The organism is Spirillospora sp. NPDC048911, assembly GCF_043198015.1.
GTDB lineage: Bacteria > Actinomycetota > Actinomycetes > Streptosporangiales > Streptosporangiaceae > Spirillospora.
The window spans coordinates 608,081-631,693 of the sequence record NZ_JBICUD010000005.1; the positions used below are offsets into that span (position 1 = coordinate 608,081).

21 protein-coding genes are annotated in these 23,613 nt (G+C 71.6%); 6 read left to right on the forward strand and 15 right to left on the reverse strand.

All coding sequences use genetic code 11. The features are described from left to right. Positions 1-7: 7 nt before the first annotated feature. On the forward strand, positions 8-808 hold the full coding sequence (locus tag ACGFNU_RS25615) for a purine-nucleoside phosphorylase (RefSeq protein ID WP_392597435.1): 801 nt from the start codon (positions 8-10) through the stop codon (positions 806-808). Continuing rightward, positions 805-2,493, forward strand: coding sequence for a phospho-sugar mutase (locus ACGFNU_RS25620; protein ID WP_392597437.1), 1,689 nt, complete (start codon positions 805-807; stop codon positions 2,491-2,493). Before ACGFNU_RS25615 ends, ACGFNU_RS25620 begins: the two co-directional genes overlap by 4 nt. A gap of 73 nt (positions 2,494-2,566) precedes the next feature. Here ACGFNU_RS25620 and ACGFNU_RS25625 read toward each other — a convergent pair whose 3' ends face one another. The 10 genes from ACGFNU_RS25625 to ACGFNU_RS25670 form a co-directional block, all read right to left on the reverse strand. Then, positions 2,567-3,220: a PH domain-containing protein gene (locus ACGFNU_RS25625; protein ID WP_392597439.1), complete on the reverse strand. Its 654-nt coding sequence runs from the start codon at positions 3,218-3,220 to the stop codon at positions 2,567-2,569. 35 nt (positions 3,221-3,255) lie between these two features. Next, complete coding sequence (locus ACGFNU_RS25630; protein WP_392597441.1) at positions 3,256-4,329, reverse strand: adenosine deaminase; 1,074 nt, start codon at positions 4,327-4,329, stop codon at positions 3,256-3,258. A gap of 77 nt (positions 4,330-4,406) precedes the next feature. Continuing rightward, the gene (locus tag ACGFNU_RS25635) at positions 4,407-5,705 is read right to left on the reverse strand and encodes a thymidine phosphorylase (RefSeq protein WP_392597442.1); all 1,299 of its coding nucleotides are present in this window, start codon (positions 5,703-5,705) and stop codon (positions 4,407-4,409) included. Positions 5,706-5,718: 13 nt separating this feature from the next. Then, positions 5,719-6,156, reverse strand: a complete 438-nt coding sequence (locus ACGFNU_RS25640) for a cytidine deaminase (protein WP_392597444.1) — start codon at positions 6,154-6,156, stop codon at positions 5,719-5,721. A gap of 116 nt (positions 6,157-6,272) precedes the next feature. Beyond that, positions 6,273-7,595: an ABC transporter permease gene (locus ACGFNU_RS25645; RefSeq protein ID WP_392597445.1), complete on the reverse strand. Its 1,323-nt coding sequence runs from the start codon at positions 7,593-7,595 to the stop codon at positions 6,273-6,275. Continuing rightward, a complete protein-coding gene (locus ACGFNU_RS25650; protein WP_392597447.1) occupies positions 7,592-8,704 on the reverse strand; it encodes an ABC transporter permease in 1,113 nt (370 codons plus the stop codon). Before ACGFNU_RS25650 ends, ACGFNU_RS25645 begins: the two co-directional genes overlap by 4 nt. Continuing rightward, on the reverse strand, positions 8,701-10,245 hold the full coding sequence (locus ACGFNU_RS25655; RefSeq protein ID WP_392597449.1) for an ABC transporter ATP-binding protein: 1,545 nt from the start codon (positions 10,243-10,245) through the stop codon (positions 8,701-8,703). Before ACGFNU_RS25655 ends, ACGFNU_RS25650 begins: the two co-directional genes overlap by 4 nt. A gap of 127 nt (positions 10,246-10,372) precedes the next feature. Then, complete coding sequence (locus ACGFNU_RS25660) at positions 10,373-11,419, reverse strand: BMP family protein (protein WP_392597451.1); 1,047 nt, start codon at positions 11,417-11,419, stop codon at positions 10,373-10,375. A 376-nt stretch (positions 11,420-11,795) separates the two neighbouring features. Further along, positions 11,796-13,331, reverse strand: a complete 1,536-nt coding sequence (locus tag ACGFNU_RS25665) for a M20 family metallopeptidase (RefSeq protein ID WP_392597453.1) — start codon at positions 13,329-13,331, stop codon at positions 11,796-11,798. Continuing rightward, entirely contained in the window at positions 13,318-14,484 is a 1,167-nt protein-coding gene (locus ACGFNU_RS25670) for a glutamate--cysteine ligase (protein WP_392597455.1), read from the reverse strand. The genes ACGFNU_RS25665 and ACGFNU_RS25670 overlap by 14 nt, the downstream gene beginning before the upstream one ends. 407 nt (positions 14,485-14,891) lie before the next feature. On the opposite strand from ACGFNU_RS25670, the gene ACGFNU_RS25675 reads away from it, so the two are divergent. Then, positions 14,892-16,124 carry a D-alanyl-D-alanine carboxypeptidase family protein gene (locus ACGFNU_RS25675; protein ID WP_392597457.1) on the forward strand — a complete coding sequence of 411 codons (1,233 nt, stop codon included), beginning with the start codon at positions 14,892-14,894 and terminating at the stop codon, positions 16,122-16,124. Between the two features lie 119 nt (positions 16,125-16,243). After that, positions 16,244-16,669 carry a nuclear transport factor 2 family protein gene (locus ACGFNU_RS25680; protein ID WP_392597458.1) on the forward strand — a complete coding sequence of 142 codons (426 nt, stop codon included), beginning with the start codon at positions 16,244-16,246 and terminating at the stop codon, positions 16,667-16,669. An 8-nt stretch (positions 16,670-16,677) separates the two neighbouring features. Here ACGFNU_RS25680 and ACGFNU_RS25685 read toward each other — a convergent pair whose 3' ends face one another. From ACGFNU_RS25685 to ACGFNU_RS25700, 4 genes are read right to left on the reverse strand one after another with little or no spacing between them, the layout of a single operon-like run. After that, positions 16,678-17,742 (reverse strand): YihY/virulence factor BrkB family protein, encoded by a 1,065-nt coding sequence (locus tag ACGFNU_RS25685; protein WP_392597460.1) that lies wholly within the window; start codon positions 17,740-17,742, stop codon positions 16,678-16,680. A 38-nt stretch (positions 17,743-17,780) separates the two neighbouring features. Further along, positions 17,781-18,317 carry a 2'-5' RNA ligase family protein gene (locus tag ACGFNU_RS25690; protein ID WP_392597462.1) on the reverse strand — a complete coding sequence of 179 codons (537 nt, stop codon included), beginning with the start codon at positions 18,315-18,317 and terminating at the stop codon, positions 17,781-17,783. A gap of 58 nt (positions 18,318-18,375) precedes the next feature. After that, on the reverse strand, positions 18,376-19,440 hold the full coding sequence (trpS, locus tag ACGFNU_RS25695; protein ID WP_392597758.1) for a tryptophan--tRNA ligase: 1,065 nt from the start codon (positions 19,438-19,440) through the stop codon (positions 18,376-18,378). An 18-nt stretch (positions 19,441-19,458) separates the two neighbouring features. Then, on the reverse strand, positions 19,459-20,430 hold the full coding sequence (locus tag ACGFNU_RS25700; RefSeq protein WP_392597464.1) for a hemolysin family protein: 972 nt from the start codon (positions 20,428-20,430) through the stop codon (positions 19,459-19,461). Between the two features lie 88 nt (positions 20,431-20,518). Between ACGFNU_RS25700 and galE the strand changes: the two genes are divergently transcribed. Continuing rightward, a complete protein-coding gene (gene galE, locus ACGFNU_RS25705) occupies positions 20,519-21,490 on the forward strand; it encodes a UDP-glucose 4-epimerase GalE (RefSeq protein ID WP_392597466.1) in 972 nt (323 codons plus the stop codon). After that, positions 21,487-22,623, forward strand: a complete 1,137-nt coding sequence (gene galK / locus ACGFNU_RS25710) for a galactokinase (RefSeq protein ID WP_392597468.1) — start codon at positions 21,487-21,489, stop codon at positions 22,621-22,623. Before galE ends, galK begins: the two co-directional genes overlap by 4 nt. A 24-nt stretch (positions 22,624-22,647) precedes the next feature. Here galK and ACGFNU_RS25715 read toward each other — a convergent pair whose 3' ends face one another. Further along, complete coding sequence (locus ACGFNU_RS25715) at positions 22,648-23,574, reverse strand: hypothetical protein (RefSeq protein ID WP_392597470.1); 927 nt, start codon at positions 23,572-23,574, stop codon at positions 22,648-22,650. Positions 23,575-23,613: the final 39 nt, after the last annotated feature.

Sequence of the window (23,613 nt, forward strand, 5' to 3'; positions counted from 1 at the left end):
CGGCTGGGTGAGCAACGACGCTTTTGCATTGGCGCAGGCCGCGGCCGGCGAGCTGCGCGCCCGCACCTCCATCGACTCCTTCGACGTCGCCCTGGTGATGGGCTCCGGCTGGGTCCCGGCCGCCGACATGCTCGGCACGCCGGTCGCCGAGCTGGCCGTGACCGACCTGCCGGGGTTCGCGCCGCCCGCCGTGGAGGGCCACGCAGGGAAGATCCGCGTGGTCGAGATCGGCGGCCGCCGCGCGCTGGTCTTCCTCGGGCGTACGCACCTGTACGAGGGCCGGGGTGTTGATCCCGTCGTCCACGGCGTCCGGACCGCCCTGGCCGCCGGAGTGCGGACCGTCGTCCTCACCAACGCCGCCGGCGGCCTGCGGCCCGAGCACCAGAGCGTCGGCGACCCGGTGCTGATCGCCGACCATCTCAACCTCACCGGCGCGAACCCGCTGACCGGCGCGACGTTCCTGGACCTGACCGAGGCCTACTCGGCCCGGCTGCGCGCGCTGGCCCGGGAGGTCGACCCGACGCTGGCCGAGGGCGTGTACGCGGCGTTCCGCGGCCCCACCTACGAGACCCCGGCCGAGATCCGCATGCTCCGGACGCTGGGCGCCGACATGATCGGCATGTCGACCGTGCTGGAGACCATCGCGGCCCGGCAGGGCGGCGCCGAGGTGCTCGGCGTCTCGCTGGTCACCAACATCGCGGCCGGCCTGTCCGACCAGCCGCTGGACCACGAGGAGGTCCTCGCCGCGGGGCGCGCGGCCGCCGGCCGGATGGGCACGCTCCTGCACACGGTGATCACCAAGCTATGAACGACTACCGGGACGCCGCGCGCGCATGGCTGGCCCAGGATCCGGACCCCGAGACCCGCGCCGAGCTCCAGGAGATCCTGGACGCCGGCGACCCGGCGGCCCTGGCCGACCGGTTCGGGGCCCGGCTGGAGTTCGGCACCGCCGGTCTGCGCGGGGAGCTCGGCGCCGGTCCCAACCGGATGAACCGCGTCACCGTCATGCGCGCCGCCGCCGGCCTCGCCACTCGCCTGACGGCCCAGGACGAGCACGGCGCCGCGCGGGACGAGCGGGCCGGGGTGGTGATCGGGTATGACGCTCGTCACAACTCCGAGCGGTTCGCGCTCGACACGGCCGCGGTGATGACCGGGGCGGGGCTGCGCGCGTGGGTGCTCCCCCGGACGTTGCCGACGCCCGTTCTGGCCTATGCCGTCCGGCATCTGGGCGCGGTGGCCGGGGTCATGGTGACGGCCAGCCACAACCCGCCCCGCGACAACGGCTACAAGGTCTACTGGAACGACGGCGCCCAGATCGTCCCGCCGGTCGACGCCGCGATCTCCGCGGCCATCGACGCGGTGGGCCGGGTGGACGAGCTTCCCCTCGGCGACGACTACGAGCGGCTCGGCGAGGAGATCGTCGAGGCCTACCTGCACGCGCTGGCCCATCTCCCTCTCGGCGACGCGCGCGACGTCAACGTGGCGTACACGCCGATGCACGGGGTCGGGGGCGAGACGCTCCTCCGCGCGTTCGAGTGGGCGGGCTTCCCGGCGCCCACGGTCGTGACCGAGCAGGCCGAGCCGGATCCGGACTTCCCCACCGTCGCCTTCCCCAATCCGGAGGAGCCCGGCGCGATGGACCTGGCCCTCGGCCTGGCCGCCGCCGCGGACGTCGACCTGGTGATCGCGAACGATCCGGACGCCGACCGTTGCGCCGTCGCGATCCCCACCTCGGCCGGCTGGCGGATGCTGACCGGGGACGAGGTCGGCGGGCTGCTCGCCGAGCAGACCCTCCGGCAGACCAAGGGCGACGACCGCCTGGTCGTCACCACGATCGTGTCCTCGTCCCTGCTGGGCGCGATCGCCCGGGAACACCGCGTCCGGTTCGCCGAGTCGCTCACCGGCTTCAAGTGGATCATGAAGGCGGGGGCGCCGGGCGACCGGCTGGTGTACGGCTACGAGGAGGCGCTCGGCTACAGCGTCGGCGGCGACGACGGTGTCATCGTCCGCGACAAGGACGGCATCGGGGCGGCCCTCACGGTCGCCGCGCTCGCCGCCGCGGCCAAGCGGGACGGCCGGACGATCCAGGACCTGCTGGACGACCAGGCCCGCCGCCACGGCCTGCACGCCACGGGCCAGCTCTCCGTCCGCGTCGACGACCTGGCGCTCATCACCGGCGCGATGGCCCGCCTGCGGGCCGACCGGCCGGCCCGCCTGGGCGGCCGCACGGTCGAACGCGTCGACGACCTGGCCGAGGGAACGGGCGGCCTGCCGCCCACCGACGGCCTGCGCTTCCAGCTATCGGCCGGGGTCTCCGGCGGCGGCGCCCGGGTGGTCGTCCGCCCGTCGGGCACCGAGCCCAAGCTCAAGTGCTATCTCCAGGTCGTGCTCCCGGTCGGCCCCGACGGCGATCTCGCCACCGTCCGGGCCCAGGCCGCAGACGATCTAGAAGCCCTCCGCACCGACCTCGCCACAACTTTGGGCCTCGGCTGACGCCCCCGCGGCGTCTTCGTTCACTTCCTGCCGCGCCGCTGGGCGGGCGGCGTGGCGGGGCACGGCGTTCAGGTCAGGTGAAATTGGCGACCAGGATGGCGGCGATCACGGCGATGGCGGGGACCGCCAGGGCCGCCAGGGCGGTCGACGACCACGTCACCGCGCCGGCGGGCTTGGCGTTCACCTGCTCGGCGGCCTTGCTGGGGTTGCCCGACTTAACGGTCTTGGGACGGTGCCGGTCGGCCAGCTCGGTGAGCTGCTGGGCGGCGTAGGCGGTCGGGGTGCGGGTCTTCAGCGCCTCGGCCGCGCCCGCCGGGAGCCGCTGGGCGTCGCGGTGGGCGCGGGCCTGCGCCCTGGCCTGGGCGCGCGGCGAGCTCTGCAGCGTCCAGGCCCGCGAGGTGAACTCGGCGCCCCCGGCGCCCAGGTAGCGGACCTTCACCGAGTCCGTGCCCTCGATCTTGCGTACGGCCCCCCAGGGGACGCGCACGTCGCGGAGCGGGTTGCGGAAGGTCAGGCCCTTCTCGTTGCCCACGATCGCGGGCCGCAGCCCGAGGACGTAGGCGATGCCGCAGCCGAGGACCAGGACCGCGCCCATGACCACGGCGGTCATGTTCCGGCCCCGCCACACGATGTCGGCGAGGTTGAGCGCGGCGAACGCCACCCACGCCCACGCCCCCACCCGTGCGGCGGTGGAACGGAACTTCAGCTGCGGAGACCCGGTCGTCATGGTCTGATCATGCCAGGGAAAGCAGGTTCCCCAGGTCAACCCTGCTTGAGCTCCTCGTAACCGGGCTTGATCACCCGGTTGATGAGCTCCAGCCGCTCGTCGAAGCCGAGGAACGACGACTTCATCGCGTTCACCGTGAACCAGCGCAGGTCGTCCCAGCCGTAACCGAACGCCTCGACCAGCTTGGCGAACTCCTCCGAGAGGGTGGTGCCGCTCATCAGCCGGTTGTCGGTGTTGACCGTGACCCGGAAGCTGAGCTGCCGGAGCAGGCCGATCGGGTGCTCGGCGATCGACTTGGCGGCGCCGGTCTGGATGTTGGACGTGGGGCACATCTCCAGCGGGATGCGCTTGTCGCGCACGTACGCGGCGAGTCGGCCCAGCTCCGGCACCCCGCCGTTCACGGTGATGTCGTCGATGATCCGCACGCCGTGGCCGAGCCGGTCGGCGCCGCACCACTGGATCGCCTGCCAGATCGACGGGAGCCCGAAGCCCTCGCCCGCGTGGATGGTGAAGTGGGCGTTCTCGCGCTGGAGGTATTCGAAGGCGTCCAGGTGCCGGGTGGGCGGATAGCCGGCCTCGGCGCCGGCGATGTCGAAGCCCACCACGCCCTCGTCGCGGTAGCGCACGGCGAGCTCGGCGATCTCCATGCTGCGGGCCTGGTGCCGCATCGCGGTCACCAGCGTCCCGACCCGGATGCCGTGGTCGCGGCCGCCGGCCGCGAAGCCCGCCAGGACGGCCTCGACGACCTGCTCCAGCGAGAGCCCGGTGCTGGTGTGCAGCTCCGGCGCGTACCGCACCTCGGCGTACACGATGCCGTCCTTGGCGAGGTCCTCGGCGCACTCGTACGCGACGCGCGTGAGCGACTCGGCGGACTGCATCACCCCGACGGTGTGCGAGAACGTCTCCAGGTAACGCTCCAGCGAGCCCGAGTTGGACGCCTCGGCGAACCACGTCCGCAGGCTGTCGGGATCGGTGGTGGGCAGATCCGCGTATCCGCCGTCACGGGCGAGGTCCACGATGGTCTCGGGGCGCACCCCGCCGTCGAGGTGGTCGTGCAGGAGCACCTTGGGCGCGCGCCGGATGGCTTCGAGAGTGGGACGTTCTTCCATCTCCTGAACTTACCTCCAGTCAGAAGGCCCGATCGCCGTCAACACTTGCCAAGGCCCGGGCGGGGCCGCGCGCCGGGTCAGGCGATGCGGTCGATGATGAGCGGCAACTGGTCGGGGCTGCCCGCCTCGTCCACCGCAGTGCTTCCTTCGACAATCTCGAAAGCGCCCTCCAGGGACTCCAGGGCCCGCTCGAACCGGGTCACGTCGTCGGCGTGCAGGGTGAGGAGCGGCTGCCCGGCGGTGACCTTGTCGCCCGGCTTGGCGTGACAGATGATGCCCGCGCCGAACGAGACCGGGTCCTCCTTGCGGGCCCGGCCCGCGCCGAGGCGCCAGGCCGCGACGCCGACGCCGTAGGCGTCGAGGCGGGTGAGGACGCCGGACGCGGAGGCGGTGATCTCGTGCGTCTCGGCCGCGACCGGCAGCGCGGCGTCGGGGTCGCCGCCCTGAGCGGAGATCATCCGGCGCCAGACGTCCATCGCGGAGCCGTCGCGGAGGGCGTCGGCCGGGTCCCTGCCACCGTCGAGGCCCGCCGCGGCGAGCATCTCCTGGGCGAGCCGCACGGTCAGCTCGACCACGTCCTCGGGCCCGCCGCCGGCCAGCACCTCGACCGACTCGGCGACCTCGACGGCGTTGCCGACCGCGCGGCCGAGGGGCCGGTCCATGGCGGTCAGGAGGGCGACCGTGCGCAGGCCGTGGTCCGAGCCGATGCCGACCATGGTCTCGGCCAGCTCGCGGGCGTTCTCGACGGTCTTCATGAACGCGCCGGAGCCGACCTTGACGTCCAGCACCAGCGCGCCGGTGCCTTCGGCGATCTTCTTCGACATGATCGAGGAGGCGATCAGCGGGATCGACTCGACGGTGCCGGTCACGTCGCGCAGCGCGTACAGCTTGCGGTCGGCCGGGGCCAGCCCGGTGCCCGCCGCGCAGATGACCGCGCCGGTGTCGCGCAGCACGCCCAGCATCTCCTCGGGCGAGAGCGACGCGCGCCAGCCGGGGATCGACTCCAGCTTGTCGAGCGTGCCGCCGGTGTGGCCGAGCCCGCGTCCCGACAGCTGCGGAACGGCGGCGCCGCACGCGGCGACGAGCGGCGCCAGCGGCAGCGTGATCTTGTCGCCGACCCCGCCGGTCGAGTGCTTGTCGGTGGTGGAACGATCCAGCACGGACCAGTCCATGCGTTCGCCGGACCGGATCATCGCCTCGGTCCAGCGGGCGACCTCGGCGCGGTTCATCCCGTTCAGCAGGATCGCCATCGCCAGCGACGACATCTGCTCCTCGGCGATGGCCCCGCGGGTGTAGGCGTCCACCGCCCAGTCGATCTGCTCGGGCGTGAGCTCCCCGCCGTCCCGCTTGGCGCGGATGACATCGATGGCGTCCACGGATACCTCTCGTTCAGGCTCGGTTGATCAGGTCGTCGGGGCCGAAGGCGTCCGGCAGCACCTCCGACATCGGCAGGACGCCGCGGGCGGTCTCCAGCAACATCGCCGGGCCGCCGTGCTCCCACAGCAGCTGCCGGCAGCGCCCGCAGGGCATCAGCGGGTCGCCGTGCCGGTCGACCACCGCCACGGCCACCAGCCGCGGCCGGTCGCCGTCCACGGCCTTGTCAGCGCCGTGCAGGGCGCTCACCAGGCTGCACTCGGCGCACAGGCCCAGGCCGTACGAGGCGTTCTCCACGTTGCAGCCGGTGAGCACGCGGCCGTCGTCGGCGAGCCCGGCGGCCCCTACGGGGAAGTCGGAGTACGGCGCGTACGCCCGCCTCATCGCCCCCTGGGCCGCCGCCCGGAGCGATTTCCAGTCGATCTCGTTCATCGTGTCCCCCCAAACGGACATGCCCCGCTCGATTCACCCATCTTCGCCGAGCCGTAGACGTGGTCTGGCCCGCGCAAGACGGCGTCAGGCACGCGCAGGACACCTTCAAACGGCCCTGCGCGTGCCTGACGGTGACGTCAGTGACCCTCGCCGCGGCGGTAGCGCAGCCCGTCGGCGGCGGGCATCCGCAGCCGCTGGGAGGCGAGCGACAGCACTAGGAGCGTCGTGAGGTGCGGGGTGTAGGTGACGATCTCCTTCGGCAGCGCGTCCGTCGCCAGGTACCAGGTCAGCAGCAGACCGCCCACGACGATCGCGGCCGCCGCCTGGTAGTACCCGCGACGGCGGCGGTCGCCTGCCGTCTCCAGGTCGACCTGCGCGGCCAGGCCCCTGCGTCCGGGGACCAGCCGCCACATGGCGTACCCGAACAGGGCCACCGCGACGACCAGGAGGAGCGCGTGCACGGCGCCGGTGGCGCCGCGCTGCTGGAGCGCGTCGGTGTAGCCGAAGAGGCCGGTGCCCGCGGCCAGGCCGCCGGGGCGCCAGTTACCGAAGATCATCGCGGCGAGGCCGATGAAGCCGCGGCCGCCGGTCTGGTTCTCCTGGTACTGCGACGACCCGACCATGGCCAGGAAGACGCCGCCCAGGCCCGCCAGCCCGCCCGAGATCGCCACCGCGACGTACTTCATCGTGTAGACCCGGACCCCGAGCGACTCGGCGGCGTACGGGTTCTCCCCGCAGGACCGGATGCGCAGCCCGAAGGCGGTGCGCCACAGCAGGAAGTAGGTCAGCGGGATCAGCGCCAGGGCGATGATCGTCAGCGCGGACAGGTTGGTGGTGAGCCCGCGCACCAGCCCGGCGAGGTCGGAGACCAGGAACCAGTGGTGCGCCTCCAGGTCGCCGAGCGGCCCGTCGACCCCCGGCACGCTGACGGTGGGGAAGTCCGGCAGCGGCGGTGACTGGGTGGCCCCGCCGCCCTGCTCGCCGACGAAGAACATCGTGGACAGGTAGCGCGCGACGCCGGGCGCGAGGATGTTGAGCGCCACGCCCGACACGATGTGGTCGACGCCGAACGTCACGGTGGCCAGCGCGTGCAGGAGCCCGCCGATCACGCCCATCGCCACGCCCATGGCGAGCCCCGCCCAGGCGTTGCCGCTGAAGTAGGAGCCGTACGCGCCGCCCCAGGTCCCGAAGATCATCATGCCTTCGAGCCCGATGTTGACCACCCCGGCCCGTTCGGCCCACAGGCCGCCGAGCGCGGCCATGCCGATCGGGATGCCGAGCGCGAGCGTGGTGCCCACGGTCCCGCTGGCGGTGATCGCGTCCTCGCCGGTGAGGGCGCGCAGCAGCACCAGCCCGCCGAAGATCGCGGCGAGGATGATCGCCACCCGGACGGCCGGATGCCGGCGCGCGGCCGGCCTGGGCTTGTCGCCGGTCGGCTGGGCTTCGGTCAGCGTCGTCACGCCGCCACCTCCTTGCCAGTGGGGCTACGGTCGGCCAGTTCGGCGGCCACCGCCTGCTGCTGCCAGCGCAGCCCGAAGCGGCGGACGATCTCGTAGACCACCACGACCGACAACAGCACGGCCGCCTGGGTGATGGCCACGATCTCCTTGGGGATCTCGTTGAACTCCAGGATCTGCGAGCTCTGGTCGAGGAAGGACCAGAGCAGCGCGGCGAACGCGATGCCGATCGGGTTGTTGCGCCCGAGCAGCGCGATCCCGATGCCGATGAATCCCAGCCCGCCGGGGAAGTCCAGGCCGTAGGAGTGCGACGAGCCGAGCAGCTGCGGCATGCCGATCAGGCCGGCCGCCGCACCGGACAGCACCATGGCCACCACGACCATGCGCTTGGCGTCCACGCCGCTGGCGACCGCCGCGCTGGACGAGAGCCCGGTGGCGCGCAGATCGAAGCCGAACCGGGTCCGGTTGATCACGATGTGGAACGCCACGCCGACGACGACCGCCAGGATGATCAGTCCGAAGATCTCCAGCTTGGCGCCCGGATAGGGGATCCCGGCGACCTGCCCGGAGGAGCCGATCGGCTCGGTCCCGATGTTGTCGCTGCCCGCGACCTGCGTGCCGAGCCGCTCCTTCTGGAGCAGGTAGGCGATGATCCCGGTGGCGATGAAGTTCAGCATGATCGTCGAGATGACCTCGCTGACGCCGCGGGTCACCTTGAGGATGCCGGCGATGCCGGCCCACATGGCGCCCACCAGCATGGCGGTCCCGATGATCACGATCTGGTGCAGGACGACCGGCAGCGTCACCGCGCCGCCCACCGCCGCCGCGAGCATCGCCGCGAGCCGGTACTGGCCGTCCACGCCGATGTTGAAGAGGTTCATCCGGAACCCGATCGCCACCGCGACGGCCGCCAGGTAGTAGGTCGACGCCCGGTTGAGGGTGTTGACCACGCTGTCGGGCTCGGTGCCGAACTCGAACATCGCCTGGAACGTCGACGGCGGGTTGAACCCGCTGATCGACAGCACCAGCGAGGTGACGATGATCGAGAAGGCCAGGGCCAGCGCCGCCGCGATGACGGTCAGCGCCAGGGGCGAGGTCTTCAGCCTGGTCACGAGTCCCCCTCCAGCGACGCACCGGTCATCGCCGAGCCGAGCTGCTCGGGCGTGACGGTCGCCGGGTCCGCCTCGGAAACGATCTTGCCGCGCAGGATGACCCGCAGGGTGTCCGACATCCCGATGAGCTCGTCCAGGTCGGCGGAGATCAGCAGCACCGCCAGGCCCTCCGCCCGGGCGTGCCGCAGGTGCTCCCAGATCGCGGCCTGGGCGCCGACGTCGACGCCACGGGTCGGGTGGGAGGCGATCAGGAACTTCGGCTCGCCCGACATCTCCCGGCCGACGATGAGCTTCTGCTGGTTGCCGCCCGACAGCGCCACCGCGGTGACGTCGATGCCGGGCGTCCGGACGTCGTAGTCCTGGACGATCCGCTCGGTGTCGGCGCGCGCGCCGGAACGGTCGATCCAGGGGCCCTTGACGTTGGGTTTGCGCGTCTGGTGGCCGAGGATGCGGTTCTCCCAGAGGGACGACTCCAGGAGCAGCCCGTGCCGGTGCCGGTCCTCGGGGATGAATCCGATGCCGGTCTCCCGGCGCCGCCGGGTCGTCCAGCCGGTGATGTCCTGCTCGCCGAGGCGGATGGTCCCCGCGTCGGGAGAACGGATCCCCATGATCGCCTCGACCAGTTCCGCCTGGCCGTTGCCCTCGACCCCGGCGATGCCGAGGACCTCGCCGGCGTGGATGGTGAAGCTGACGTCGTCCACCACCGGACGGCCGCCCGCGCCCCGCACCGTCAGGCCGGCCAGCGTCAGGACCGGCCGGTCGGTGATCGTCGACTCGCGCAGCTCCGGCACCGGCAGCTCGCTGCCGACCATCAGCCGGGCCAGCTCCCGGGCGCTCGTCTCGCGCGGGTCGACGCAGTCGCTGACCGTGCTGCCGCGCCGGATCACGGTGATCGCGTCGGCGACCGAGAGCACCTCGTCCAGCTTGTGCGAGATGAACAGGACGGTGAGTCCCTCGCGCTTGAGGTCGCGCAGGTTGTCGAAGAGCTCCTCGACCTCCTGCGGCACCAGCACCGCGGTCGGCTCGTCGAGGATGAGGATCCGCGCGCCCCGGTAGAGCACCTTGAGGATCTCGACGCGCTGCCGGTCGCCGACGCCGAGGTCCTCGACCAGCCGGTCGGGGTCCAGGCGCATGCCGTACCGCTGAGCCAGCTCCTGGATCCGGCGCCGTGCCTTGCCGCCGATGCCGTGCAGCTTCTCGGCTCCGAGCACCACGTTCTCGAGGACGGTCAGGTTGTCGGCCAGCATGAAGTGCTGGTGCACCATGCCGATGCCCCGCCCGATGGCGTCGGCGGGCGAGGCGAGGCTCACCGGCTCGCCGGAGACGCTGATGGTGCCCTCGTCCGGCCGCTGCATGCCGTAGAGGATCTTCATGAGCGTCGACTTGCCGGCGCCGTTCTCCCCCACGATCGCGTGCACCGTGCCGGCGTTGACGGTGAGGTCGATGTCGCGGTTGGCGACGACGCCGGGAAAACGTTTGGTAATGCCGCGGAGCTCGATGGCGGGTGCGGCGGCGGCCACCGGCCGCTCAGTGGTGGACATCCCCTGCTCTCCTACGCGGTGTCCCCGGGACCGGCGGTCCCGGCGGACCGGCGCCCGCGCACGTCCGGCCCGGTCGGGGGACCCAGCGGGCCACCCTCCCGGGCCGGACGCGTGCGGACCGGAACCGTCACTTGCTGGGAACGGTGATCTTTCCGTCGATGATCTGCTGCTTGAGCTCGTCCAGCTTGGCCTGCACGTCCTTGATCTCGGCGGCGTTGGCCGTCGAGTAGGCGATGCCCTCGTTCTTGAGGTCGAAGGTCACCGGGCCGGACTGGGCGCTGCCCTTGCTCGCGCTCTCGACGAAGTTGTACACCGCGGTGTCGACGCGCTTGAGCATCGAGGTGATGATGTACGGCTTCTGCGCGGCCTCGGCCGTGAGGTACTGGTCGGAGTCGACGCCGATGGCGAACTTCTTCTTCGCCGCGGCGGCCTGGAAGAGGCCCACGCCCGACAGCCCGGCGGCGTGGTAGACCACGTCGGCCCCGCCGTCGAACTGGCCCTCGGCGATCGTCTTGCCCTTGGCCGGGTCACCGAAGCCGGAGAAGTCGGTGCCGCGCGAGATGTACTTGATGTCGATCTTGACGCCCGGCTTCACCTGCTTGGCACCGGCCACGTACCCGGCCTCGAACTTCTTGATCAGCGGGGTGTCGACACCGCCGATGAAGCCGATCTTGCCGGTCTTGGACTTCAGCGCCGCGGCGGCGCCGACCAGGAACGAGCCCTGCTCCTCGGCGAAGACGAGGTTGGCGACGTTCGGGGCCTTCACCGAGCTGTCGTCGACGATGGCGAACTTGGTGTTGGGGTAGGTCTTGGCGACCTTGCCCAGCGGGCCGGCGTAGGCGAAGCCCACCGCGATCACCGGGTTGTAGCCCGACTTGGCCAGCAGGTCGAGCCGCTGCACCTTGTCGTTGTCGCTCTCACCCTTGGTGGCCTCGATGTCCTTGATGTCGAGGTTGAGGGTCGACTTGACCTTCTCCAGCCCGGCGAACGCGGCGTCGTTGAACGACTTGTCGCCCCGGCCGCCGATGTCGTAGGCCAGGCCGACCTTGACGGTCTTCTTACCGTCGCCGCTGCCGCCGCCGGTCTCCGCCTTCTTGCCACCGCAGGCGGAGGCGCTCAGCGTGAGCGCGGCGCCCGTCACTGCGACGAGCGAAATCTTGAGTCCACGGCGCAAGGTAGCGCTCCTTCCATTCCCCACCCAGGCATAGCGGCCCAAACCGGCCACTCAAATCGACTGGACGCTACCTCGCGTGCGGACCAAAACATCCCACGTGCACCGTTTCGCAATGCGGTCGTTACCAAGGCGTACGCATATCGCCACAGGTCACAGCAGTGAAACGGAACTCGATCATGGCAACATCCATGATCGACAAGGCGGTCACCCGCAGCTTACCGGGGCCGCCCCGGACCAGGGCCCTAGGCGCGCCCGGACCCTGGTCCGGAAAACCTCCGGACCAGGGTCCCGGCCGGACCGGGGCGTCCAGACCAACGACACCGGCCCGCACGCGAACGCGCTACCTGAGTGGGAGCGAGCCGCAAGGCGAGGCTTCCTACGAAGATCGCGAAGCGATGTCGCGTTCGCCGCTTTCACGGTTCGGGTCCGAGCCGCCAGGCGAGGACTCGAGGCCGCGAAAGCCATCCCACAGCGCGGTCAGGGCGGTGGCGGCCATGACCCGGATGCCGACGCCGATGCAGCTCTCGTCGACGTCGAAGTCGCCCCGGTGCAGGTCGTACTCCGCCGCCGAGCCCGGCGTGCGGACGCCGAGCCGGGCCAGCGCGCCGGGGATCGACTCCAGGTACCAGCCGAAGTCCTCGCCGCCGAGGCTCTGCGGCGTGGGCACCGCGGCCTCCTCGCCGAGCACCTCCGCCGACGCGTCGCGGAACATCTGCACGCTGGTCGCCTCGTTGACCGTGGGCGGGACGCCGCGGACGTACTCCAGCGAGGCCTCCACGTCGTACGCCGCGGCCACCGACTGCAGCAGCGCCTTCATCATCTCGGGCGCCCGGTGCCAGGCCTCGTCGTCCAGGCACCGCACGGTGCCCTCGGCGATGCCGTCGTCGGGGATCGCGTTCGCGACCGAACCGGCCGAGACCCGGCCCCACACGAGGGACAGGCTGGACCGCGGGTCGACCCGCCGGGACAGGGCGGCGGGCAGCTCGGTGACGATCTTGGCGAGGGCGTAGACCAGGTCGGCGGTGAGGTGCGGCCGGGCGGTGTGGCCGCCGGGCCCGGTCACCTTCACGTACACCTTGTCGCAGGCCGCGGTGATCGGGCCGGTGCGCAGCCCGAGTTGGCCGACCTCGATGCGGGGGTCGCAGTGCAGGGCGAACACGCGGTCGACCCCGCAGATGCCGCCGGCCGCCATCACGTCCAGGGCGCCGCCGGGGGTCTCCTCGGCGGGCTGGAAGAGCAGCCGGACCCGGCCGGGCAGCAGGCCCGCCGCGGCCTGCTGGGCCAGGAAGAGACCGGCGCCGAGGACCATCGTGGTGTGCACGTCGTGGCCGCAGGAGTGGGCGACGCCCGGCACCGTCGAACGGTACGGGACGTCCTTCTCGTCCTGGAGGGGCAGCGCGTCGATGTCGGCCCGGAGGGCGACGGTCGGGCCGTCCTCGGGGCCGATGTCGCAGAACAGCCCGGTGCCGCGGGGCAGCACCTGCGGGCGGAGCCCGGCGGCGGTCAGCCGCTCGACGATCCGCTGGGTGGTGCGGTGCTCGGCGTATCCCAACTCCGGGTGCATGTGCAGATCGCGCCGGAAGAGGGTGAGGTCGTCCTCGTGCCCGGCCAGGAAGGAGTCGAGCTGCAGCTGCAGCGCCTCCCCGCCCAGCGTGATCGCCGAGGCGAGCCCGGCGGACGACGTCTCGCGCTGGTCGGCCGCCCCCGGGGCGGTCGGTGGTTCAAGGCCGGGCATCACCCCGGGTCCCGGTTTCGTCATATGCGCCCCCTGCGCCATGGCGGAGCCGAACGGCGTCCGCCCAGTGGTCTGTTCGTTGTCGGCTCCGGCGCCGGACGTACCGTCGCGCGGAGCACCCGATGGAGTGGTACGGGGCAGGTGCGGGTCGCCGGGCTGCTCGTCAGGTCCCGACATGTGCGACCTCCCCCAGAGTGACGAACCGGTCCTCCGCGAACTCCGTGATCGCGGCTCCGACCACCTGCTCCAAGGTGCCGCCCTCCGCGCGGATCGCGCGCTGGCGTTCGTACGGCGCCCCGTGTTCGAGGACCTCCCCGGCGACCTTGAGCTCCTCCGCGCAGCCGAGGCGGTCCGCCACCGGCTCCAGTTCGCGGATCAGCTCGTAGAGATCGTCGCGGAGCGGGGCGGTGCTTCCAGTGTCATCGGTAATGACGATGGCGTCGAGGCCATAGCGGGTGGCGCGCCACTTGTTGTCGCGCACCACCCAGGCGGCCGGCCGCGGCAAGGTGTAGCCGCGGTCCAGCTGCTGGTCGAAAAGCGTGACGAGACTCTGGCACAGCGCGGCGGCCATGCCCACCTCCCGCATGGTGGGAATCCCGTCGAACATCCGGATCTCGATCGTGCCGAAGTCCGGATGCGGGCGGATGTCCCACCACACCTCTTTGATGCTCCGGATGGTCCCGGCGCGCAGCAAGGTGTCCATGTAATCCTCGAACGCCGCCCAGTCGTCCAGCAAGTGGGGAGGACCGGCCGTCGGCAGCTGACCGAAGACGACGGCGCGGCTGGACGCCAGGCCGGTGTCGCTGCCGCTCCAGAACGGGCTGGAGGCGGTCAGCGCGAGGAAGTGCGGGAGGTACGCGGAGAGCGCGTTGACGATGGGAATCGCCTTGTCGACGTTTCGCACACCGACATGGACGTGCACGCCGAACGTCTGGATCCGGCGGGCGAGCCACTGCATCTGCTCGATCAGCTCGGCGTAGCGCTGGATCGGCGCCGTCACCGCGTCCCGCCAGTCGCTGATCGGATGGGTTCCGAGGCAGGCCAGCGCGATGCCCTGCGCGTCCGCGGCGGCGCGCAGGGCGGCGATCGTGCCGGCCAGGTCGGTCTTGGCCTCGCCGACGGTGTGACAGATATCGGTCACGATCTCGACGGTGGACTCCATCAGCTCATGGCGGATCTTGGGGTTGTCGCCGCCCTCGCTGAGCGACGGCAGCGCGGCCAGCACCTCGCGCGCGTCCTGCCGAAGGTGCATCGTCTCCGCGTCGACGAGCTGGAGCTCCCACTCGACGCCCAGCGTCGCGCCGCGGGATGGGTTGAAGTCAATGGCCACGGCCAACCTCCGTCCACAATCCTTGCAGGTCGATGCGTGGCACGTGGCGCAATTCAGCCAGCGGGTCCCTAAGCCTGGACAAACGCCGACCCAGGCGGTTCCAGGGTCGACGTTCACCATGATGGCGCCCTGTGCCCGCCACCCTGCGGAAGTCCATGCCCTTTGCGGATCATTTGACTCGTACGGGCGGCGGCCCATCACGGCCGGTCATTATTTTCGGTCACCTTTACCCGATGATGCCTCACCCGAACGAACTAGTTCTACCCGACCCAAATAGGTGCCGGTCACGCAATGTGACGCGGCGGGCAAGGTGACGCTGGTCACTTCGTGACCGTCCGTCACTCCCGGCCGACACGTCGCGCCCTGGTTCCGATCCCCGGGACGGGTCGCCTAGTCTTCGGTGAATCATGAGGAGAACACGCCGCGCCGCCACCACGTTCACCGTGCCGCTCGCAGCGGCGTCTCTCATCGCCGCGCCCGTGTGCGCGGCCGCCCCCGCGACAGCGAGTCCGGCGACGGCGAGTCCGGCGACGGCGAATGCGGTCGCCGGCGCGGCGGCGGCCGATCCGGTCGGCGGCGCGCAGCTGGGGAGCCGGGGGGTCGTGCTCAACCCGGCCGCGGGCGTGCCCGGCGCTCCCAAGATCAAGGCCGCGTCGTGGATCATCGCCGACGGCGACACCGGTGAGGTGCTGGCCGCCAAGGACCCGCACGGCCAGTACCTGCCCGCCAGCACCCTCAAGACCCTCACCACGCTGGCGCTGATCACCAAGCTGGATCCCAACAAGATGGTGCGGCCCAGCCAGGCGGCCTGCGACGTCGAGGGCACCAAGGTCGGCATGACGCCGAAGATGCAGTACAAGGTGTCCGACCTGTTCCACGCGCTGATGATGATGTCGGCCAACGACGCGGCGGTGACGCTCGCCGAGGCCAACGGCGGCATGAAGAAGACGCTCGCCGACATGAACGCCGAGGCCCGTCGGATCAACGCCCGCGACACCCTCGCCGGCTCGCCGAACGGGCTCGACAAGGACCTCGGCCTGACGGTGAAGACCCAGCACACCTCGGCCTACGACCTGGCGCTGATCCTGCGGGAGGGCCTGCGCAACCCGGCCTACCACGGCTATGTCAGCAAGATCGACCACTGGTTCCCGGCACCGCCCACCAAGAAGCAGAAGAAGAAGGGCAAGAAGACCGGCGGCTACCCGATCCACACCCACAACCGCATGCTGCCGGGCCAGGCCCACGACTACGCGGGCATGCTCGGCGGCAAGAACGGCTACACCGAGAACGCCCGGCAGACCTTCGTGGCCGCCGCCCGCCGCGGCGGGCACACGATCGTCATCTCGCTGATGCGCGCGGACATGCCGCCGTCGACGTACGCCAAGCAACTGCTCGACTGGGGGTTCAAGGCACGCGGCAAGGCCAAGCCGGTGGGCACGCTGGTGCCGCCCGGCGACGCGCCCGCACCGCAGACCAAGAACGACGGCGACGGCGTCCTGCCCGGCGTGAACGTGCTCCCCGGCGACGACTCCGGCAGCGGCTGGGGCCTCATCGCCGCCGGCGGTGGCGGCGGTGTGCTGGCCGCGGGCGTCCTCGCCTACGTGCTCCGGCGGCGCCGGCACGACGATCCGACCAGGTGAACGGCCGGTAAGCCTTCCCTCACTGGCCGCGGGCACCTCCCGGGACTAACCTCCTCGGTGACGCCGGTCGGCAGCGCCGCAGGCTGGACGGCGGGCCGGCGTACTCGGGAGGAAACGCCGTGTCATATCGCCGTTCCCATGCTCCGCCGGACTCCGAGCATCCCAACGTCACCCTGCTGCGCGACGGCTACACCGCCTTCGCCAAGGGCGACATCGACTTCATCCGCGGCCTGCTCGCCGAACACGTCGTGCACCGTGTGCCGGGCCACGGGCCGCTCTGCGGCGAATACAGCACCCCTGAGGAGATCCTCGGCTTCTACGTACGGCTGTTCGAGCTCTCCGGCGGCACCTTCCGGACCGAGCCGTACGCGGTCATGGCCGACGACGAGCACGGTGTCGCGCTCGTCCAGACCTATGCCGAACGGCCGGGCGGCAAGGTGCTCGACAGCCGCGCGGTGGACGTCTTCCGCATCGACCACAGCCGGATCACCGAGATCCGGACGCTGGCCGAGGACCAGTACGTCGACGACGAGTTCTGGTCCTAGGACGCGCCTCAGGCACCGGCGCCCGCGGGCTTCACACTTCTGACGTCGGCGTCCTTCTCCGGCTCGGCGTCCCCCGCGGTCTGATCACGAGCGGTCTGATCACGAGCGGTCTGGTCACGGGCGGTCTGGTCACGGGCGGCCCGCGCATCGGCGGCCTGCTCGTCGGCGCTCAGGATGACCCTGCGGGTCGCGGTCCAGGCCGCGACGAAGAGCAGGAAGCGGGACACGACGTTGATCCACACCATCAGCCCGACGAGCACCGCGAACGAGGCGTAGACCGGGTTCTCGGTCGTCCTGGAGAGCAGCAGGGTGGCGACCTGCTTGAGGAGCTCCAGGCCCACCGCCCCGAACACCGCGCCCTTGATGATGCGCCGCCAGGGCGCGCGGGTGCCGGACAGCCGCGAGAAGAGCACCAGGAAGATCAGCGTGTTGAAGAGGATCGCGACCGTCAGCGACAGCAGCCGCAGCACGGTGCCCGCGCCGGTGACGTGGTCCAGGCCGAGCCAGCCCAGCACCATGTTGGTGGCCTGGGACGTGACCGTGGAGACCGCCACGGAGCAGATCAGGGTGACCCCGAGGAAGATCAGGACGGTGGCGTCGTAGATCTTCTTGAGGAAGAAGTTGGTGTCGCCGTTCGGGTCGTTCCCCCAGATGTCGCGCAACGACTCGCGCAGCACCGACACCCAGCCGAGGCCGGTGAACAGCAGGCCGAACAGCCCGATCAGGCCGACGGCCGTCTTGGAGCTGACGATCTGCTCGACCCCGAGCTCGTCGGACAGCCCGGGCAGCAGCGAGTTGATCGCCTCGACGAAGTAGTCGCGGGCCCGCTCGCTGAATTTGACCAGATAGCCGAGCAGCGCGTACGCCAGCGCCAGCAGCGGGAAGAACGACAGGAACCCGTAGCAGGTGAGCGCGGCGGCCAGCCGGTCGCCGCGGCGCTCCTGGTAACGCTCGTACGCGCGGGCGAGGTGGTCGAAACCGGGCCACCGCCCCCGCAGACCGCGCAACCAGCCCTTGCCCGTCTCCTGCAGCGCGTCGAAGCGGCGCTGCACCCCGGCGATCGCCTGCCGCATGTACCGCACGTACCCGGTGGGGCCGATTCGATGCGCAGTCAGTTGATCACTTGGCGCACGGTCTCGTGAACGGGACCGCCGCCGCCGAACGCGAAGCCGCGCCGAGGCCGCCAGACACCGTCGGCGCCGTGCTCGTACAGCGCGAACCCCTGGACCTCGAAGCTCGCCTCGTACGCCGCCAGCTCCTTGAAGGCCCGGTCCATGGCCTCGTCCGGCAGGTGATGGGCGACCGTCACGTGCGGGTGGTAGGGGAAGTCGAGCTCGCGGGCGAGCGGCCCCGACAGCACCTGCCGCTGGACCCGTTCGCACCCCGCGATGCCGTCGGCCACGGCCACGAAGACCACCGGCGACACCGGCCGGAAGGTGCCCGTGCCGCGCAGCAGGATCCGGAACGGGTGCTCCGCGGCGGCGATCATCCCGAGATGGTCCTCGACGACGTCCAGCTCGTCCTCGCCGATCTCGGTCGGCGGCAGCAGCGTGATGTGCGTGGGGATCGCCGACGCGAGCGGGTCGCCGAACGACTCGCGCCGGCGCTGCAGCTCGGAGCCGTGCGGCTCGGGGATCGGGATGGCCACCCCGATCGCCCGCCGCCCCGCACCCGGACCGCGCGATGTGGCGGCGTCCGGGGGACGCCTAGTAACCACGCCCCACGAACCCCACGCGATCGCGCACGATCTCCATGGTGCCGGCGGCGACCGCGCCGGCGCGGGCCGCGCCGCGCGCAAGCAGCTGCTCCAGCCCGGCCTCGTCGCCCAGCAGCTTCTGGGTGCGCTCGCGGATCGGCCCGAACGTGTCGAGCACGGCCTCGGCGAGGTCCTTCTTGAACTGGCCGTAGCCCGACCCCTCGTACCGCCGCTCGACGTCCTCGACGGAGCTGCCGTCGAGCGCGGCGAAGATGCGCAGCAGGTTGGAGACGCCGGCCTTGTTCTCCTCGTCGAACCTCACTTCGGAGCCGGTGTCGGTGACCGCACGCATGATCTTCTTGCGCATCGGGCCGGGCTCCTCCAGCACGTCGATGATGCCCTGCGGCGACGAGGCCGACTTGCTCATCTTGGCCGTCGGCTCCTGCAGGTCGGTGATCTTGGCGGCGCCCCGCGGGATGTACGCCTCGGGCGGGACGAACGTCTCGCCGAACCGGTGGTTGAAGCGCTGCGCGAGCGTTCTCGTCAGCTCCAGGTGCTGGCGCTGGTCTTCGCCGACCGGGACGTGGAACACCCGCTCGCCCGGCCCCGGCGCGGGCGTGTAGAGCAGGATGTCGGCGGCCTGCAGGATCGGGTACGTGAACAGGCCCACGGTGGTGGCGTCGGCGCCCTGCTTGGAGGACTTGTCCTTGAACTGGGTCATCCGGCCCGCCTCGCCGAAGCCGGTGAGGCAGCCCAGCAGCCAGGCGAGCTCGGCGTGCTCGGACACGTGGCTCTGCAGGAAGAGGGTGGAGCGCTCGGGGTCGACGCCCATGGCGATCAGCTGGGCGGCGGACACCCGGGAGCGGCGGCGCAGCGCCTCCGGCTCGTACTTGACCGTGATGGCGTGCAGGTCGACGACGCAGTAGAAGGCCTCGTGCGTGTCCTGAAGCGCGACCCACTGCCGCAGCGCGCCCAGGTAGTTGCCGAGGTGGAACGAGTCGGCGGTGGGCTGGATCCCGGACAGCACGCGCGGTGCGGTCGTGCCGGCGGTGGGTTGCTGGGGCGCTTCGGACATGTGCACGGACCGATTCTCTCAGGCCTCGCTCGAGGCGGCGTCGTGGGTGGGGGCGGAGCCGCCGGAACCGGTGTCTCCCCCCTCCGGTGGGACGCCCCCGCGGGCGGGCGTGTTCGGACTGACGCGCACCCGCTCGATGCGGCGGCCGTCCATCCGGGCGACCGCGAGCCGGCTCCCGCCGCACTCGACCCAGTCGCCCTCGGCGGGCACCTGCCCGAGGGCGGCCATGATGTGCCCGCCGACGGTCTCGTAGGGCCCCGCGGGCAGTCGGATGCCGGTCTCGGCGGCGAAGTCGTCCAGGTTGAGCAGGCCGTCGACCTCGACCACCCCGTCGCGCAACCGGCGGGCCTGCGCGTCCTTCACATCATATTCGTCGCGGATGTCGCCGATCAGCTCTTCGACAAGGTCTTCGAGAGTGACGATTCCCGCCGTTCCCCCGTACTCGTCCATGACGATCGCCAGATGGTGCCCCTCGCTCCGCATCTCCGAGAGCACCGGCAGCACCAGCTGCGACGCGGGCAGGTATTTCACCGGGCGGACCAGCTCGCCCACCGGGACCGAGCGATCCGCGACCTCCGGCACCAGCAGGTCGCGGATGTGGACGAAGCCGATCACCTCGTCGTGGGAGTCCCGGCACACGGGGAACCGCGAGTGCGGGCTCCCGGCGGCGATCCGGGCGGCCGAGGACAGCGGGAGCGCCGCGTCCAGGAACTCCACCTCGGTGCGCGGGACCAGAACCTCCCGCAGCGGCCGTTTCCCCGCCGCGAACACCTCCTCGATCAGTGCCCGCTCCTCGGCGGTGAGCTGGGTGTTCTCGGCGACCATGGCCCGCATCCGGTCCGCGGTGATCTCCTCGCGGAGAGCCTGCGGATCGCCGCCGCCCAGCCGGACGGCGAGATCGGTGGACTTGGACAGCAGCCAGACCAGCGGCCGGGCGACCCGCCGTGGGGGCTGCGGCGGCGCGGGCTGCCGCGGCTCCATCAGGTGCATTCGTAAAGCCTTCCCAGGTTCTCCTTACGGATAGCCTGTACCGGCATCGCGGCCCCGCCCAGACCCCATCAGCCAGGAGGACTCGCCAGTGAAGCTGCTCGTCACCGGAGGCGCCGGCTATATCGGCAGCGTCGTTTCCGCCCTGCTGCTGGAGACCGGGCATGAGGTGGTCGTGCTCGACGACCTGACCACCGGGCACGAGGACGCGACGCCCGAGGGCGCCCGGCTGGTGCGCGGCACGCTGCGCGACAAGGCGTTCGAGGTGCTCGACGGCGCCGGGTTCGACGCGGTCCTGCACTTCGCGGCCAAGTCGCTGGTCGGCGAGTCGGTGGAGAAGCCGGGGCTGTACTGGGACAAGAACCTGGGCGAGTCGCTGGCGCTGCTGGACGCGATGCGCCGGGCCGGCGTAGCCAAGATCGTCTTCTCGTCGACGGCGGCGACCTACGGCGAGCCGGAGTCCACGCCGATCCTGGAGACCGACCCGACCCGGCCGACCAACCCCTACGGCGCGTCCAAGCTCGCGATCGACACGGCGCTGGCCGAGTACGCCCGGCTCTTCGGCCTGGGCGGCGTCTCGCTCCGCTACTTCAACGTGGCCGGCGCGTACGGGAAGTATGGCGAGCGTCACACCGTCGAGACCCACCTGATCCCCAACGTGCTCAAGGTCGCGCTGGGCGAGCGCGAGTCGGTCAGCCTGTTCGGTGAGGACTACCCGACGCCCGACGGCACCTGCGTCCGCGACTACGTGCACGTCGTCGACCTGGGCGTCGCGCACCTGCTGGCGCTCGACGCGTGCGTCCCCGGCGAGACGGGCGGGCCCGGCGAGCACAAGATCTTCAACCTGGGCAGCGGCAGCGGCTACTCCGTCCGCGAGGTCGTCGAGGTCTGCCGCGAGGTGACCGGCCACCCGATCCCCGCGGTCGTCAGCCCGCGGCGCGCCGGCGACCCGGCGGTGCTGATCGCCTCGTCCGACAAGATCCAGTCGACGCTGGGCTGGAAGCCCGAGCGGGACCTGCGGACCATGGTCACCGACGCCTGGTCCTTCCTCCAGTCGCGATGAGCCCCGATCCCACCACGCTCGCGGCGGCCTTCGACGAGGCCTACCAGCGGGCCCCCGAGGGCGTCTGGCACGCGCCCGGCCGGCTCAACCTGATCGGCGAGCACACCGACTACAACGACGGTTTCGTGCTGCCGTTCGCCCTCGACCTCGGCGTATCGATCGCGGCGGCCCGCCGCGACGACGGCATGCTGCACCTGCGGTCGCTGCAAGCGGCAGACGAAGGAGTCGTCGTGCCGCTGGAGGGCGGCTCGGTCGACGGGTGGGCCGCCTACCCGGCCGGGGTCGCCTGGCTGCTGCGCGAGCACGGCATCGGCGGCGCCTCGCTGCTGATCGACTCCGATCTGCCGGTCGGCGCGGGCCTGTCGTCCTCGGCGGCGCTGGAGTGCGCCGCCGGGCTGGCGCTCTGCGACCTGTACGGGATCGAGATGGACCGGCGCGAGCTGGCGCTGCTCGCCCAGCGGGCCGAGAACGAGCACGTGGGCATGCCCTGCGGGATCATGGACCAGTCGGCCTCGCTGCTGGCCACCGACGGGCACGCGCTCATGCTCGACTGCCGGTCGGGCCTGTCCTCCCAGGTGCCCTTCGCCCCCGCCGAGGCCGGGCTGAGCCTGCTGGTCGTCGACACGCGCGCCGCGCACGTGCTCACCGGCGGCGAGTACGCGCAGCGCCGTGCCGAGTGCGAGGAGGCCGCCCGGATTCTGGGCGTGCCGGCTCTCCGCGACGTCAAGGATCTCGCCGCGGCGCTCGGTTCGCTGGCCGATCCGGTGCTGCGCCGCCGCGTCCAGCACATCGTCACCGAGAACCACCGCGTCGAGGCGGCCGTCGGGCTGCTGCGGGCGGGCGCGGTGACGGAGCTGGGGTCGATGCTGACGGCGTCCCACCTGTCGCTGCGCGACCAGTTCGAGGTCTCGTGGCCGGAGGCCGACGTGGCCGTCGAGGAGGCGCTGCGCGCCGGGGCCCGCGGCGGCCGCATGATCGGCGGTGGTTTCGGCGGCTCGGCGATCGTCCTGACGGCCGCCGACCGTGCCGGCGCGGTGCGGACGGCGATCATCGACGCCTACGCCGCCCGCGGTTGGACGGCTCCCACGATCTTCGAGGGGAACCCCGCTCCGGGGGCCCACCGCGTCAGCTGACGCGGGGTAACCGGCGCGGGCCCGTCAACTGGCGCGCGCCACGCGGACCTTGACGGTGGCGGTGTTGTTGGCCGGGCGGCGCTCGCCGAGCCGCTGCCACGCCGTGACCGCGTACTCCTGAACGCGGACGCGCCGCGCCGAGGCGGAGCGCGCCGGAACGTAGACGGTCCGGCGCGCCCCGACCGCGAGCCGGCCCAGCGAGCATCGCAGGAAGTGGCCGCCGGTCCGCTCGTTCGTCACCGTCACCTGGCAGCCGCCGTTCCAGCGCGGCGACGGTGCCGTGAGGCGGGCACCATGCGCGCCCAGGTTCAGGATGACGTGCCGCGCCGGACGCGGCCCGCGGTTGACGACCGTCACCGCGAGCATGATCTTGCCGTTCGCCGCGGCCCGGCGTGGCGCGGACAGGCGCACGGCCATGTCGGTGCTGGGTGCGATCTTCGTGACCGCGCGGGCCATGTTGTTGCGGAGGACGGGATCCGCCGCGCCGCGCGCGTACACCCTTGCCCGGGCACGGTACGAACCGCGCGCGGACGGTTTCACTATCCCCAGGATGTGGATGGTGCGCGACGCCCCGGCCGCGAGGGCGGCGGGCCGGCAGCTGAGGATCCGGCCGCGTTCGCGGCAGCCGGAGTCGGAGATCTGGATGACGGCGATGCCCCGGGGCAGCCGCACCTTGGTCGTGGCGTCGCGGACGGCCGCCGGCCCCGCGTTGCGCAGCGACACGGTGTAGTCGACGATGCCGCCCGCCTTCACCCGGTGCGCCGGGCCGGTGAGCCCTATCCGCAGGTCCGCCGAGGTCAGGGGCTCGGCGGCCAGGGATCCGGCGGCTTGGGACTCGGCGGTCGCCACCGGGGCGAGGGCCGCCGCCGCGATCGCCGCCGCGACGGAGACGGCCGCGGAGCTGGACAAGCTGACGCCGGCTGAGCCGTGCGTGAACGGAACCCGACGCATGGATGATCCACCCCGACTTGCGAAGGCGGCGGCCGTCCA

Excerpts from the sequence above, each read along its gene's own strand:
- ACGFNU_RS25620 (WP_392597437.1), top strand. The coding sequence starts at position 805 with ATGAACGACTACCGGGACGCCGCGCGCGCATGGCTGGCCCAGGATCCG.
- ACGFNU_RS25625 (WP_392597439.1), bottom strand. The coding sequence starts at position 3,220 with ATGACGACCGGGTCTCCGCAGCTGAAGTTCCGTTCCACCGCCGCACGG.
- ACGFNU_RS25630 (WP_392597441.1), bottom strand. The coding sequence starts at position 4,329 with ATGGAAGAACGTCCCACTCTCGAAGCCATCCGGCGCGCGCCCAAGGTG.
- ACGFNU_RS25640 (WP_392597444.1), bottom strand. The coding sequence starts at position 6,156 with ATGTCCGTTTGGGGGGACACGATGAACGAGATCGACTGGAAATCGCTC.
- ACGFNU_RS25655 (WP_392597449.1), bottom strand. The coding sequence starts at position 10,245 with ATGTCCACCACTGAGCGGCCGGTGGCCGCCGCCGCACCCGCCATCGAG.
- ACGFNU_RS25665 (WP_392597453.1), bottom strand. The coding sequence starts at position 13,331 with ATGTCGGGACCTGACGAGCAGCCCGGCGACCCGCACCTGCCCCGTACC.
- ACGFNU_RS25675 (WP_392597457.1), top strand. The coding sequence starts at position 14,892 with ATGAGGAGAACACGCCGCGCCGCCACCACGTTCACCGTGCCGCTCGCA.
- ACGFNU_RS25685 (WP_392597460.1), bottom strand. The coding sequence starts at position 17,742 with ATGCGGCAGGCGATCGCCGGGGTGCAGCGCCGCTTCGACGCGCTGCAG.
- trpS (WP_392597758.1), bottom strand. The coding sequence starts at position 19,440 with ATGTCCGAAGCGCCCCAGCAACCCACCGCCGGCACGACCGCACCGCGC.
- ACGFNU_RS25700 (WP_392597464.1), bottom strand. The coding sequence starts at position 20,430 with ATGCACCTGATGGAGCCGCGGCAGCCCGCGCCGCCGCAGCCCCCACGG.
- galK (WP_392597468.1), top strand. The coding sequence starts at position 21,487 with ATGAGCCCCGATCCCACCACGCTCGCGGCGGCCTTCGACGAGGCCTAC.
- ACGFNU_RS25715 (WP_392597470.1), bottom strand. The coding sequence starts at position 23,574 with ATGCGTCGGGTTCCGTTCACGCACGGCTCAGCCGGCGTCAGCTTGTCC.